Annotated in this window: 12 protein-coding genes; 8 read left to right on the forward strand and 4 right to left on the reverse strand. The window is 39.2% G+C overall.

Annotated features, from left to right (window positions below; translation table 11 throughout):
* The first annotated feature begins 15 nt into the window (after positions 1-15).
* The gene (locus tag SY85_RS02425) at positions 16-1,278 is read left to right on the forward strand and encodes a DUF2851 family protein (RefSeq protein WP_066401634.1); all 1,263 of its coding nucleotides are present in this window, start codon (positions 16-18) and stop codon (positions 1,276-1,278) included.
* 526 nt (positions 1,279-1,804) lie between these two features.
* On the opposite strand, the gene SY85_RS02430 is transcribed toward SY85_RS02425, so the two are convergent.
* The gene (locus SY85_RS02430) at positions 1,805-2,218 is read right to left on the reverse strand and encodes an OsmC family protein (RefSeq protein WP_066401635.1); all 414 of its coding nucleotides are present in this window, start codon (positions 2,216-2,218) and stop codon (positions 1,805-1,807) included.
* Between the two features lie 43 nt (positions 2,219-2,261).
* Between SY85_RS02430 and SY85_RS02435 the strand changes: the two genes are divergently transcribed.
* The 3 genes from SY85_RS02435 to SY85_RS02445 all read left to right on the forward strand — a co-directional run bounded on the left by SY85_RS02435 (position 2,262) and on the right by SY85_RS02445 (position 5,161).
* Positions 2,262-3,059: a hypothetical protein gene (locus SY85_RS02435; protein WP_066401636.1), complete on the forward strand. Its 798-nt coding sequence runs from the start codon at positions 2,262-2,264 to the stop codon at positions 3,057-3,059.
* Positions 3,060-3,242: 183 nt separating this feature from the next.
* Entirely contained in the window at positions 3,243-4,172 is a 930-nt protein-coding gene (gene lipA / locus SY85_RS02440) for a lipoyl synthase (RefSeq protein WP_066401637.1), read from the forward strand.
* A complete protein-coding gene (locus SY85_RS02445) occupies positions 4,172-5,161 on the forward strand; it encodes a phosphodiester glycosidase family protein (RefSeq protein ID WP_066401638.1) in 990 nt (329 codons plus the stop codon). Before lipA ends, SY85_RS02445 begins: the two co-directional genes overlap by 1 nt.
* A gap of 118 nt (positions 5,162-5,279) precedes the next feature.
* On the opposite strand, the gene SY85_RS02450 is transcribed toward SY85_RS02445, so the two are convergent.
* Both SY85_RS02450 and SY85_RS02455 read right to left on the reverse strand, forming a co-directional pair.
* Positions 5,280-6,248 (reverse strand): ROK family protein, encoded by a 969-nt coding sequence (locus tag SY85_RS02450; protein ID WP_066401639.1) that lies wholly within the window; start codon positions 6,246-6,248, stop codon positions 5,280-5,282.
* A gap of 25 nt (positions 6,249-6,273) precedes the next feature.
* Complete coding sequence (locus SY85_RS02455) at positions 6,274-8,049, reverse strand: MFS transporter (protein ID WP_066401640.1); 1,776 nt, start codon at positions 8,047-8,049, stop codon at positions 6,274-6,276.
* 165 nt (positions 8,050-8,214) lie between these two features.
* On the opposite strand from SY85_RS02455, the gene SY85_RS02460 reads away from it, so the two are divergent.
* The 4 genes from SY85_RS02460 to SY85_RS02475 all read left to right on the forward strand — a co-directional run bounded on the left by SY85_RS02460 (position 8,215) and on the right by SY85_RS02475 (position 14,349).
* A complete protein-coding gene (locus tag SY85_RS02460) occupies positions 8,215-9,633 on the forward strand; it encodes a glycogen synthase (protein WP_066401641.1) in 1,419 nt (472 codons plus the stop codon).
* Between the two features lie 94 nt (positions 9,634-9,727).
* Entirely contained in the window at positions 9,728-10,996 is a 1,269-nt protein-coding gene (locus SY85_RS02465; protein WP_066401642.1) for a glucose-1-phosphate adenylyltransferase, read from the forward strand.
* 103 nt (positions 10,997-11,099) lie between these two features.
* Positions 11,100-12,482 carry an MFS transporter gene (locus SY85_RS02470; RefSeq protein ID WP_066401643.1) on the forward strand — a complete coding sequence of 461 codons (1,383 nt, stop codon included), beginning with the start codon at positions 11,100-11,102 and terminating at the stop codon, positions 12,480-12,482.
* A 7-nt stretch (positions 12,483-12,489) separates the two neighbouring features.
* Positions 12,490-14,349 (forward strand): glycoside hydrolase family 13 protein, encoded by a 1,860-nt coding sequence (locus SY85_RS02475; protein WP_066401644.1) that lies wholly within the window; start codon positions 12,490-12,492, stop codon positions 14,347-14,349.
* Between the two features lie 106 nt (positions 14,350-14,455).
* Here the strand turns inward: SY85_RS02475 and SY85_RS02480 are convergent, their stop codons facing one another.
* Positions 14,456-15,193 (reverse strand): GLPGLI family protein, encoded by a 738-nt coding sequence (locus SY85_RS02480; protein ID WP_066401645.1) that lies wholly within the window; start codon positions 15,191-15,193, stop codon positions 14,456-14,458.

The raw sequence follows: 15,193 nt of genomic DNA on the forward strand, positions 1-15,193 counted from the left end.
TTTGTATTTTTCGGTATGACCGAAAAACTGCTGCAATACATCTGGCAATTCCAGTATTTTAACCGTGCCCATTTGCAAACAACTTCAAACGAAGTACTCCAAGTACTTTTTCCTGGGCAACTGAATACCAATCAAGGACCTGATTTTTTAAATGCGCGTATAAAGGTTGGTGACACCATTCTTGTTGGTTCCATAGAACTGCATATAAAAGCATCTGAATGGCATAAACATCGTCATCAGGAAGATAAAAATTACTCGAATGTTATTCTGCATGTGGTTTATTCAGACGATGTAAATGATATCGATGCATTTCCAACACTTGAGCTAGCTTCTCGTATTTCAAATCTTCTTTTAGATAAGTATACGGCCCTGATGACAACACCCTCATTTATCAGTTGTGCCTCCAGTATCAGTGGTATACGAGAAATAACAATGATGTCTTGGAAAGAGCGCCTGCTGGCAGAGCGACTAACCCGGAAGGCAAAAGTTATTTTTGATTTTTTGCAAGCTACCAATCAACATTGGGAAGAATGTTTCTGGTGGCTACTGGCAAAAAGTTTTGGTGGAAAAGTAAATGGAGAAGCATTTCAAGCAATTGCTCGTACTATCCCATTAAATCTATTGGCCAAACACAAGAACCAGATCCATCAGTTGGAGGCTTTGATATTCGGGCAAGCCGGCTTATTACAGGCCAATCATACAGAAGCCTATCCCAAAATGTTGTATAAAGAATACCAGTTTTTAAGTAAAAAATATAACCTAAGGTGCATACATCAACCGCTTCACTTCTTACGTATGCGACCAGGTAATTTCCCTACAATACGCTTAGCCCAGCTAGCCATGTTAATTCATCATTCGCATCACTTATTTTCAAAAATTTTAGAAGCGAAAGAAAGTAAAGAGGTCTGGCAATATTTAAAAGTAACGGCCAATGACTATTGGCACTACCACTACCGGTTTGATGAAGAAAAAAGCTATATGCCTAAGAGATTGGGTGATGATGCAATTGATAGCATAGTTATCAATTGCATCATACCTGCATTGTTTGCTTACGGTTTATATAATAACTTGGATCAATACAAGAACAAGGCGTTGCAATGGCTCGAAAATACAAAAGCCGAAGAGAACGCCATAACAAAGGGGTTTAAATCCCTGCATGTCGATAATCTTTCGGCTTTTGACTCTCAAGCGTTGATAGAGCTAAAGAATGAATATTGTAATAATAAACGATGTTTGGAATGTACAGTTGGCGTTCAGTTGCTTAAGCAAACAAATTAGCGAACCGCCCTGCATTTTCTATAGCGTCCGCTGGCTGCTTCGGACGGTGTAACAGCGCGTGCACAGGAAGCCAATAAAATAACAATCAGGCAAAATGAAATCAGTCTTGTAATCATAGAGTTGGGATTAGATGGTTTTTAGCGACACAAAAATCTAAGGTTAAAGCATATTGAATCTCCTTAATTTGAATGAAATGTAGATTTTAAAGTATCAATTTGTTTAATTGTACAGACTTCTTATATATCCTTCTGTATGTGATTTCTCTTACTAGGTTTCTCTTACAAGTTGAATTGGTTTTATATAAATTTTTGGCCAAAATCAGGCTTATATAACAAGGCCTAACTAATCTTAATTTGAGATTGGTTAGGCCTATATTAAATAGAAATAAAAAAATACTTACTGAATTGTTTATTGAAGCATCTTCAAGCACATTACTAATTTAACAACTATTAGAAAACTTCATCCCATTTTTGCATATCTTTTTTTGAAGTAGTTTAAGAAAACGCTGTACTTAAAATTGGAAAGACTAAGACCAGTTACCCCAATTTACCTGTACTTCAATATCGGGATGAATGCTTTTCATAACAGGACAAGTATCACCAGTGTGTTTTAGAATTTGCCTTTGTTTTTCATCCAGGTTGGCTAAAGTTTCTGGTATATGAAACGTTAAATTAATCCCACTTACTCGTCTGGGTTCGGCTTTCATAAACTTTTCAACATCAATTTTTACACCTTCTAAATCAAAGCCCATAGTGCGAGCTTTTATGCCCATAACTGTAATCATACAAGAGGCTAGCGAAGTGGCTAGTAAGTCGGTAGGAGAAAAGCGTTCACCCTTTCCATTGTTATCTACCGGAGCATCTGTTTCCATGGCAGATTGGGAGCGTAAGTGGGTACAATTGGTTCTTAACTCTCCTTCGTATACAACTATTGAAGTCATTGTCTTTTTTTGCCTAAATTTACAGAACAACGTATCAAACACCGTGAAAAAATACATTCTAGCCTCTATACTACTAATTTTAGCCGCCACAATCAATGCCCAGAATACTTCTTCCCCTACATCAGATAAGAAAGCTGAAAAACGTAAGGAAAAGCAACAGCGCTTAAGCTCATTAACCAAGCAGGAAGAGGAAGGCGTTTTGAGTTACCGTAAACAAAGTGCTTTTGGTCTTCAGCTTCGTACAAATGGTTATGGTTTCTTCTACGAATTAGGGCGAGCTAGAACACCCCGATTTACAAACATTTATTCAATAGAGTTTACCGAGATAAAAGACCCGAAAGAGGACAAACAATCAGGTTCTGGCGGTTTTTTAGGTAATCCACTTATTTATGGTAAAATAAATAATTTCTACCAGGCCAAGCTAGGATTTGGACAGCAGTACCTTTTCGGTAACAAGGGCAATAAGAATGGAATAGCAGTAATGGGTCTTTACCAGGCTGGTTTAGCTTTTGGCTTCCTGAAGCCTTATTATGTAAGGATCTATGATAATAACGTTGAAAGAGATATTAAATACGACGATGATAATAATCTATTCCTTGAACAGGCTCAGTCAGGTAGTGGTTTATCTAAGGGCTGGAATGAGCTGAAATTTGAGCCGGGTGTTTTTGTAAAAGGAGCTCTTCGCTTTGACTTTGGTCGCTTTAATGAGCAAGTTCAGGCTATTCAAATTGGCCTAAGCCTGGAAGCCTATAATAAAAAGATTCCCATCATGGCTTTAAATGAAGGGGATCGCCTTTTTGTTCAAGGTCATCTGGCTTTCGTTTTTGGCCGCCGTAAATAAATGAGTTAATCACTTCATTTAGTTGATTTGCTAGCCTTTATGCATTGATTTCCTTGATTTGTAGTGTTTTAAAGAAGAGGTGTTTGGATTTGACAGAATATGCTGAACTTTGCAGCCGATTCGCTAATTCTAATTGAATATTGAGGTTTTGAATAGTGAATCTTCATTTTAGAATTGTTATCCATGATTGAACTTCCTATAGTAGCCGCAGAACAACCTATAAAAAGAAATAAACCAGATTGGCTTCGTGTTAAATTACCAATTGGACAAGAATATAAACACGTACGTAACCTGGTAGACACGCATAAATTACACACCATCTGCGAAAGTGGTAATTGTCCTAATATGGGTGAGTGTTGGGGGGCAGGTACAGCCACCTTCATGATCTTAGGGAATGTATGTACGCGCAGTTGTGGATTTTGTGCGGTGGCTACGGGGCGTCCGGAGCCTATCGATTGGGATGAGCCACAGCGCGTTGCGGAGGCTATTCATTTAATGCAGGCTAAGCATGCTGTTATCACTTCCGTTGACCGTGATGAGCAGAAAGACGGCGGTTCTCAAATTTGGTACAATACCATTAAAGCGGTTAAAGCCTTAAACCCAAATACCACACTAGAAACCCTCATCCCTGATTTCAAAGGGCAAAAGGAAAACATTCAACGAATCATAGATGCGGCTCCTGAAGTAGTATCACATAATATAGAAACAGTAGAACGTTTAACCCGCCAAGTACGTATTCAGGCAAAATACTGGCGTAGTATGGATGTCATTAAAACCTTGAAAGAGGGTGGCATGCGTACAAAAAGCGGTATCATGTTAGGTTTAGGGGAAACAAAGGAAGAAGTGATTCAAACGCTGGAAGACCTAAAGAATGCAGGTTGTGATGTAGTAACCATTGGCCAGTATTTGCAACCTACCAAAAAGCATTTACCAGTACAGCGTTTTGTACATCCTGATGAGTTTGCTGAATATAGAGAAATTGGCTATACCATTGGTTTAGACTATGTGGAAAGCGGTCCTTTGGTTCGCTCTTCTTATCATAGTGAACGCCACGTTATACCTGGTTATGGTAAAGCTGCCTGGGAAAAAGAGAAAGCAGAATTGATACCCTAATGCTTCGATACATTTTATTGGCCTCCTTAATGGGGGCAAAAGGTCTGTGTTATGCTCAATTAAGATGGACCAACGTTGATTCCCTTTTTCAGCCACTTCCAAAGTCGGTTCACGTTTATAAAACTACAGAACAGCTAGATGGAAAGCCTAATATTGCTTATTATATAAGCGCAGACCTGGCAGATAAGGATCTTGTATTTACAGTAGATACAACACTTCAAAGAAGGCTTACTCCTTCGCAATTCTTTGAGAAGAATGGTCAACCATTACTGGTTGTTAACTGTACCTTCTTTTCTTTTGAAACCAACCAAAGTTTAAATACCGTCATTAAAGATGGGAAACTGATAGCGCACAATAAGTCAGTAGCAGGAAAGGGAAAGGATACGTTGCAATATCATCATACACTGAATAGTGTATTGGGAATATCCAAAAAACGTAAAGCAGATATTGCCTGGGTCTATTCCGACTCCAATAGCAGGTATGCATTGGCTTCACAATTTCCATTTCGCAGTTTTAAGTCAGGCAATTTTCAGTTATCACAATCACTTCTTGGCCCTTTTCTAAATGATACAGCCTATAACTTCCATCAATCAAAACTTCAGAAATGGAAAATGAAAACGGCTGTTGGAGGAGGGCCTGTTCTGTTGCAAAATGGCGATGTTCAAATCACGAATAACGAGGAACGTAAGTTTTCTGGTAGGGCAATAGAGGATAAACATCCACGTACTGCAATTGGCTACACGGCAGACCAGAAGCTTATCCTACTAGTTGTACAAGGACGCTCTACCGGCTTGGCAGAAGGCGCAACCTTAACTCAGGAAGCCGTTATGCTTAAAGATCTGGGTTGTGTAGAAGCAATGAATTTAGATGGGGGAGGAAGCAGTTGTCTTTTAATTAATGGAAAAGAGACTATTACTCCTTCTGAAAAAGGTCAACAACGACCAGTACCAGCTGTTTTTATGATTGAAAAAAAGAAAGTAGCTGAATAAACTGTAAAGCCTATTTTCCCGGCTTTTTAAACTTTTGGAAATAACATCCTCTATAGCTTATAAAGCAGAAAAGTCGCCACTTGATGGCGACTTTTCTTATTCGGTTAGAAATAAAATTTTAGTCTCTTTGCTCCCATACAAGAGCTGAAGCACCTAGGATAGCAGCGTCAGCTTCACGCAATTCAGAAAAGATAAGCTTTACTTTATTCTGAAATATTGGAAGTAAATTTTTCTCCATGTGCTCTCGGGTTGGATTTAGAAGCAAGTTGCCCGCTTTAATCACTCCGCCAAAGAGTATGATGGCTTCTGGAGAAGAAAACATGACAAAGTTGGCAAGTGCTTCACCCAGTATTTGACCGGTAAAACGATAGGTTTCTGCAGCTATTGCATCACCCTGAATGGCGCAGTCGAATACCTTTTTTGAATCCAGCTCATCAAGTGCATAATTACGTAACAAGCTTTCTTGTGTGGAAGTGGCCAGAAGCTCTTTGGCTGTTATTACAATACCTGTTGCAGAACAATAGGCTTCAACAGAACCATCCAATTTTGTAGCCCAGTGCTTTCTTCCGCCTGGGCGAATTATTGTATGTCCTAACTCACCAGCAAAACCATCATGTCCTAGAATCAGATGACCATTTGCAACAATACCTGAACCCACACCAGTCCCCAATGTGATCATGATGAAATCCTTCATTCCTCTGGCAGCACCATACATCATTTCACCTATGGCAGCAGCGTTGGCATCATTAGTTAACGAAGCCGGTAATCCAAACTTTTCACTAACCAGATCAGTTACATCTAGTACACCTTTCCATTGCAGGTTGGGTGCGTATTCAATTGTTCCTTTATAATAGTTTCCATTAGGAGCACCAATACCAATGCCTTTTACCGTTTTGCCATCTTCTACTTCTTCCATTACAGGGGTAAGTGTATTGTAAAGCGCATCGATATAGGCTTCGAAAGTAGGGTAGCCTTCTGTTTTAAGGTCCCCCTTCCGTATAATATCACCTCTATGATTTACTAAGCCCCACTTTGTATTGGTGCCACCAATATCTATACCTATAGCTAATTCATGAGAAATTTCCATACTAAAATTCTATTCTAAAAGTTGATTATTTCCTTATGTCTGCGTCTAGCAAACCTGCTTCAGGGTTGTTTGAAATAGCTTCCAACTCAGCATCCGGCGTCTCATAATTTATACCCTGCTTTTTCAATATCCCTCTTACTGCAAAAGCAAAGAAAGCTAGGTAGGCAAAACACATTACAGGAATCCAATAAGATTGGTGGATACCATGACCTACAACAGTTGATTTTGATTGCAGGTAATCAGCCAACTTGCCTTGAATAGGAGGAATGATACCACCACCTAAGATCATCATAATAAGAAAAGCAGATCCTTGAGTAGTATACTTTCCTAAACCTGTTATTGCCAAAGTAAAAATAGCTGGCCACATAATAGAGCAAAATAGTCCTCCGCTTAAAAATGCATATACAGCAACCATACCAGTAGAGAAAATTCCCACTAACATCGCTGTTAATCCTAATGCACTAAAAATTAATAATGTTCTAGCAGGTCTATCCTTACTTAAGTAGAATCCAGCAATTTGAATTAAGACACAAATTCCATAAAAATATAAAGGCGACATGTCATATTGAGCCAAAGAATTGACTCCAATAACAATTCCAAAGGCTACTATAGGAACTATGAACAATAATGCCTGTCTTGTTGAGTTTTTAATATTGAAAGCCGAAATTGCTCCAGCCCAACGTCCAATCATTAAACTTCCCCAATACATAGAAACGAATGGGGCAATTTGTGATGATTGATAACCTCCAAATAATGGCTGTTTCAAGAGTTCTCCTAAATTACTTCCAATGGCAACTTCAACCCCTACATACACAAATATGGCAAGCATACCAAGTACCAGCTGAGGGTATTTCATTGCTCCCCATCCTTCAGGGCTTTTCTTTGCACTTAAATTGGATAATAGCAAACCTCCAACAACTACTGCTAAAGCACCAAATAGCCATTTCATTCTATAAGTTTCCAGCTCATGTTTCTCAATTACACTTAATGACGCTTGATCAACTTTATAGCTATTAAAAACAGGGACAAACATGAAAATTAGTAACCCTGTTATTATTAGTAAGGCGTATAATGCTTTGTTTGCTTTCTCTGTTCTCTCAGTAGTGATGCCTGAAGGAACTTTTTTAGAAAAGAAAAATAAAGCAGCAGCACACACAAATAATGCACCAACACAGGCGTATAGGATAATCACCTTATTTAAGCCGAGTGATTGAATCTTTTCATCTGTAATAGCTGCGGTAGTTCCAAAAAGTGCAAAAGCGACAATGATCGGACCGATCATTGTACCAAAAGAGTTGATACCACCTCCAAGATTAACACGACTGGTCCCAGTAGAAGGATCACCTAATGTGATAGCAAAAGGTTGAGCAGAAGTTTGTTGTAAAGAAAACCCAAGTGCTACTATAAAAAGGCCAACAAGCATTCCAGCAAAAGCATCAGCATTCACGGCAACGATCATTGCTACAGCTCCAAGTGCAGAAAATAGCAAACCGTAAATAATACTTTTCTTATAGCCCCATTTTCCAACTAAGTCGTGTCCTCCAAATGCACCATATGCGAACAACACTAAAGCTCCCACATAATAGGCTAAGTAAAATGCAAAATCAATAAGCTGACTCTGAAATTGATCTAATTGAAAATAGTGCTTACAAAATGGGATAAAAACACTATTCCCAGCCGCAATGAATCCCCAGAAAAAGAAAACAGATACTAAAGTACTTAAGGCACCATAGTTTGTAGGGATAGGTCCGTTAGAATTAGGAGCTGTTGGTCTAATCGGAGCTCCAGCTGATGTCGCCATAATTAAAATTTGGATTAAAAAGGTTGCCCAAAATAAAGAGAAAGTATTAATATACAATTATTATTACTTAATAGTGTTGATAACTTGACTTATAAATTGGAATAAATTCTGCTTTGAGAATCCGCCAATTCGTAAGTAATTTGACGATTGGGAGTAAATAGCCATATGGAAATAATTCACGTTTCAGCAGAGTGTTATCCGGTAGCAAAAGCAGGCGGATTAGGAGATGTAGTGGGAGCCTTGCCTAAATATCAAACAGCTTCAGGGCATATCGCCAAGGTAATTATGCCTATGTACAGAACAAAGTTTCTATTTCAAAATGAATGGGATGTTGTACATGAGGGTGGACAATATATCGGAGGACAATGGTTTAAATATGCCGTTATAAAGGAAAAGACAAACAAACTAGGTTTTGACTTGTATCTTTTAGATATAAATGGGCTTTTAGATCGAGAGAAGATCTACGGATACGACGATGACATCCAACGGTTTTTAGCTTTTCAAATAGCCGTTTGTGATTGGCTAAGCCAGTGGCAGGATAAGCCAGATGTAATTCATTGCCATGATCACCACGCTGGTTTGATCCCTTTTATGGTTAAGTACTGTTATGGCTTTCAAAGTCTAGCCAATGTACCAACTGTGTTTACGATACACAATGCAGAATATCAAGGCTGGATGGGTTGGCATTTACAACATTTACTCCCTTCGTTTGATTCCTGGAAGACAGGCATGATGGATTGGGACAATACAATTAACCCCCTTGCCAGCGCAGTAAAATGTGCATGGCGGGTTACTACGGTTAGTCCTAGCTATATGGAAGAGCTAAAGCATGATGCCAATGGGCTGGAAGCATTGTTATCATCGGAGTCTTATAAGTGTACGGGTATTTTAAACGGAATTGATACAGAAGTTTGGGATCCTTCTACCGATACCTATTTAACCAAAAACTTTGATGCTCATGAAGTCAAAGAAGGGAAAAGAAAGAATAAAAAAGAATTGTGTACACAGTTCGGATTAGATTCTACAAAACCATTAATTATATTTATTGGCCGACTGGTAGGAGAGAAAGCTGCTGATGTTTTACCCGATGCTATCCGTTCATCAATCTATCATTCAGGGGGGGCTGCCAATTTCCTGATCCTTGGCTCTGGCGAACCTCATATTGAGCAACGCGTTGCCGCTTTGCAGCATCAGTTGCACGGGTTCGTTAGTACCTATATTGGCTACAACGAAGGACTAAGTCATTTAATGTACGCAGGGGCCGACTTTTTGATGATGCCAAGCAGGGTAGAGCCTTGCGGACTGAACCAAATGTATGCTTTACGTTATGGCACGGTACCCATAGTGCGTAGCACTGGCGGCTTAATGGATACGGTAAAGGATTTTGAAGACTGGCAAGGGTATGGTATTCGCTTTAACCATGCTAATGTAGAGGACCTTACACATGCAATTAGCAGAGCTATTGATCTGTATAATGAAAAGCGGGATTTATTTAATTGGATGCGAACTCATATGATGGGACTAGATCATTCATGGAATACATCTGCTAAAGAATACACACTTCTTTATCAAAGTTTGAAATAAAGAAGTGGTAGTAAATTGTTAATCACTAAAGTTTAATTTTATAACTCATTCGTCTGACCTTTAACGATAATAAATAAATAGAAAAGATACGGCTATGAAAGAAATGTTGTCAGTTATACTTGGAGGAGGTGCTGGAACAAGACTATATCCCTTAACAGCTACACGTTCAAAACCGGCAGTTCCTATTGCGGGTAAATATCGCCTGGTAGATATTCCTATTTCTAACTGCCTGAATTCGGGTATCAGCCGCATTTTCGTATTGACCATGTATAACTCGGCATCTTTAAATCGCCATATCAAAAATACTTACCAGTTTAGCACCTTTAGCAATGCTTTTGTTGATATCCTGGCAGCCGAACAAACTCCAGATAACTTTACCTGGTTTATGGGCACAGCCGATGCCGTTCGTCAGGGTTTACGCCATATTGCTCCTTTCCCAAGTGATTATGTACTGATTCTTTCTGGGGACCAACTCTATCAGTTAGACTTTGTGGCTATGCTGGAGGAACATAAGCAACGTGGTGCTGATATAACAATAGCTACCATTCCAGTATCAGCTAAGGAGGCTTCTGAATTCGGTATCTTAAAGACTAACGATGGTTATATTACTTCTTTTGTAGAAAAGCCTAAAAGCGGATTAGAAGATTGGATAAGCGATACCGGAGAAGAAATGAAAGCTAAAGGCAAAGAATACCTGGCCTCCATGGGTATCTACATATTCAACAGGCAGATGTTATTCGATATGTTGTTGAATGAAAAGAAAGAGGCTACAGACTTTGGTAAGGAAATCATTCCCCAATCTATAGAAAAGTATAAGGTAGCCTCTTATCAGTATGAAGGCTATTGGGAGGATATTGGAAACATTCATGCCTTTTTCGAAGCCAACCTGGCTTTAACAGAAGACCTGCCTGCTTTCAATTTATTTGACAACCAACGCGCCATTTATACAAGAGCACGTATGCTACCACCGGCCAAGGTAAGTGGTACTCGCTTGGATAAGGCTATTATTTCTGAAGGCTCTATCATTAATGCTTCTCATATCGAACGATCAATAGTTGGTATCCGCTCCCGTATTGGACATGAAACTACGTTGATCAATACCTACCTCATGGGTAATGATTATTTTGAAACGCTTGATGATATTCAAAACGACAAAGACAATGGAATTCCTCCTTTAGGAGTAGGTGCACGTTGTAATATTCAAAATGCAATCATTGACAAAGATTGCCGTATTGGTAATGATGTGAAGATTACTGGCGGATCACATTTACAGGATGGAGACCATGCACTATTTACGATCAAAGATGGTATTATCGTTGTGAAAAAAGGAGCTGTTTTGCCTGATGGATTTACCATTGGGTAACAGTTATTCACACTGAATTCCATAGCGTATAGTATTTGTGTAGCAAAAACACATTATTAGGCATTTGTTACTTAACTTAGGCCATATATTGTAACGCTTGCTTATGTCTACTATCACTACCACCTCCAAGCCCAAACTGCCGCTTTCTGAAATCATAAATATGAGTGTTGGATTCTTTGGAATCCAATTCGGTTGGGATTTACAGCGTGCCAACATGGGGCCTATATATGAAAACCTGGGTGCAAACGCAGATGATATCCCATTGTTGTTTTTGGCAGCACCACTAACGGGTTTGCTGGTGCAACCCATTATTGGTTATTTAAGCGATAAAACCTGGCATCCCAAGTTTGGTAGAAGAAGGCCTTACTTCTTTATCGGTGCTGTTTTAAGTTCTATTGCTCTTTTATTTATGCCACACAGCGCAGCTCTATGGATGGCTGCCGGCTTGTTATGGGTACTGGATACCTTTGGTAACGTGGCTATGGAACCATTTCGCGCTTTTGTGGCCGATAAATTACCCGATAGTCAATTGAATCAGGGCTTCATTATGCAAAGTCTTATGATTGGATTAGGAGGTAGTATTGCTTCCTCTTTACCATGGGTAATGAGTCACTGGTTGAATTTGAAAAATACTGCCGAGAAAGGTGGAATTCCTGAAAACGTAAAATTCTCTTTTTATATAGGAGCGTTCTTCTTCTTAACTGCAGTATTATATACTGTATTCAGTACGAAAGAATATCCTCCTGCAGATATTGATAGTAAGGATAAATTAAAAGAACCTAATAAAGGAATTAGCGGCGGTATTCGAGAAATTACTTCTTCAATTGCTCACATGCCACCCAAAATGCGCGTCATAGCTTTAGTACAATTCTTTACATGGCCAGGCCTTTTCTTAATGTGGTTCTATTATTCTACAGCTGTAGCGTACAACATATTTGGAGCTACCAGTGTCTCTGATCCACGTTTTGGAGAAGGTCGTGATTTTGCAGGTTTAACGCTGGCATTTTACAATGTGGTTACGTTTGTTTTTGCCTTTATTCTTCCCTTTATTGCAAATAGGTTAGGAAGAAAAGCTACGCATTCGCTTTGCCTGGCTATAGGTGCGTTAGGACTGATTAGTGTAGCATTTGTATCTAATCAATACATGCTTTTTGGTTGTATGACTGCTGTAGGAATTGCCTGGACTAGTATTTTGTCTATGCCCTATGCTATGTTAAGTAGTGCGATACCGCAAAACAAAATAGGTATCTACATGGGTATTTTCAACTTCTTTATTGTATTACCAGAAATTATAGCATCTCTGTTTTTTGGATACATCATGGAGCATTGGTTACATAATGATCGCTTGTTAGCCGTACAAATTGGTGGCTGTTTAATGATTATAGCCGCTATAACCTGTTTCCTTTTTATTAAGGAAAAGAAATATGAAAGGGTGGATGAAGCAACCACTGCTGAGATGGAAATTTTGGAACAACGCTCTGTTTAAATACTTTATGAAAAGACTTACCCTATTTTTTTTAGCACTACTTGCTATAAAAGCATATTCTCAAAGTATCAAGGTTTATCCTACCAATTGGTGGGTTGACATGAAACACAATAAGATTCAATTAATAATTCACCAAGAAGACAGCACGCAAGTATTTCCGGCTAAGTTGACCGTTCGATCTTCTTCTCCGGATTTCAAAATAGTAAAGGTTCATCAACCAGAAAATCCTCGCTATCTTTTTATAGATGCAGAAATCAGTGCAACAGCTAAACCTCAAAAAGTAAAACTTTCGTTGGGGGGTACTACTGCTAGTGCAGCGAATACTATCAATTATGAGTTAAAGCCCCGTCGTTCTGGTAAAGGCACAAGCTATGCACAAGGAGTGACTTCAGTTGATTTCATGTACTTGATCATGCCTGATCGTTTCGCTAATGGAGATCCTGCAAATGATAAGATTGCTGGAATGAAGGACCATGCCTTCAGCCGGGATTCTATCTACTATCGCCATGGCGGCGATTTGCAAGGAGTGATCAATCATTTAGATTACTTACAGGAGCTAGGTGTAACAGCTATTTGGTTAAACCCGGTTCTTGAAAATAACATGCCTCGCACTTCTTATCACGGCTACGCTTTTACAGACCATTATACGATTGATCCTCGGTTTGGAGGCGATACTGCTTACAAGCGTCTGATCAACGAAATGCATAAGCGTGGTTTGAAAATGGTACAAGATGCTGTTTACAATCACGTAGGTACAGAACATTGGTTTGTAAAAGATCAACCTACCAAAGACTGGCTGCATCAATGGCCTACTTATACAAACACTACTTATAAAGACCAAGTATTGTTTGATCCTTATGCCAGCAAATCGGACCATAAAAAGATGAGTGATGGCTGGTTTGTGCCTTCCATGCCTGACCTAAACCAGCAAAATCCTTATGTTGCCAACTTCTTAATTCAACATGCATTATGGACAGTGGAGGAGTTTGGTATTGACGGTTGGCGGATTGATACCTATGCCTATAACGATCTGGAGTTCATGAATCGCTGTAACAAAGCATTATTGGATGAATATCCTAAGCTGACCATCTTTGGTGAAACCTGGGTTCATGGAGTTCCCAATCAAAGCTATTTTGTAAATAATAATTACAAAATAGCTTACAAAAGCAATCAACCAGGAGTGACCGATTTCCAGGCACTTTGGGGGCTTCAAGACGCCATGACGAAGGACTTTGGTTGGACAGATGGTGTGAACCGCTTATATACTACACTGGCCCAGGATTTTGTTTATAAAGATCCTATGCAGAATGTGATCTTTATGGATAACCACGATCTCAGCCGCTTTTATTCTGTTGTAGGTGAGGATTTGGATAAATACAAAATGAGCATTGGCTGGCTGCTAACATCACGCGGTGTGCCACAATGGTATTATGGCGCAGAAATAGGGATGAAGGGCCTTGCCAATCCAGATGGCTGGGTACGTTTAGACTTTCCGGGAGGATGGCCTGGCGATAAAGTCAACAAGTTTGTAAAAGCTGGCAGAACCCCAAGAGAAGATTCTATTTTCAACTATACAAAGACGCTGGCCAACTATCGTAAAAACGCTTCTGCTATTAAAACAGGCAAGCTTATGCAATTTGTACCCGAAGATGGAGTGTACACTTATTTTAGGTACGATAACAACCAAACAGTGATGGTGGTTATGAATACCGCAAAAGAGGAGAAGACGGTTGATACCAAACGCTTTGAAGAACGTTTTTCTGGCTTTAGTAAAGGAAAAGAAATTACAACCGGTGCCATTCAGGAATTAAGAACAAAATGGAAGCTTCCTGCAAAAGGCATTTGGATTTTGGAATTAATGAAATAACAAAACAACTACATAATAAAGAAAGGTCGCGTTTAGCGACCTTTCTTTATTAAAAACACTTTCACTTCTTATTTCTCAAAACTGTAGCTTGTAGCTCTCAGCTTCCCTAAATAGCAAAATTGACTATTAGCTTACTGCCATATTCACCCCACTGACGTAACACTTTATCTAAGGATTGCATCATGGTAGTTCTGCTAACTTTCTTCCCTTTTGTAGCAGGCGTTACACTATTCATATTGATATCAAAGACATCGACCTTTGTGGCAAACCAAGTGGCATGTAAGCGGGGGATACCTAAACCCAGAATCATGCCGGGTAAACCTTGTATACCTTCCGGCCCACCGGAGATCATGATCTCATCTGTGTAAAAAGCAAAAAGTCCAATAGTATCATTTAAGATACCCACGGCCTTACGGCATTCATAACCAGCAATAACCCTTGTATCTGCCGTTAGCTTCCATTTGATTTTAGAAACACTGTCTTCCATTAGAAATGTTTCTTCATACACTGGCTTTTGAGCTATGGTTCTACCCGTTTTGAAGTCTGTAAATACTACATTCTTATCAGCTACAGGTCTGTACCAGGTTTTAGGGTCTACCTCTACTTCACGTCCAGGCTTATAGATAGACTTAGTGCTGTCGCCAATAAAATTGTGATAGCTGAGTACTGTTTTCGGGAGTCTTTCCTTGATCCGTTCAAACCATTCCGGTTCCATGTCTTTATACAGGGCATGAACGTTTGTGGTTTTTTCAAATTCCACATTTACTTTTCCAAAGAATTGTGTCTGTGCCTGGCTAGCTAAAATGCTGTTTAAGGCTATGATAAATAAACTAATCTTTTTCAT

Origin of the sequence: Flavisolibacter tropicus, from assembly GCF_001644645.1 — a bacterium.
GTDB classification, from domain to species: domain Bacteria; phylum Bacteroidota; class Bacteroidia; order Chitinophagales; family Chitinophagaceae; genus Flavisolibacter; species Flavisolibacter tropicus.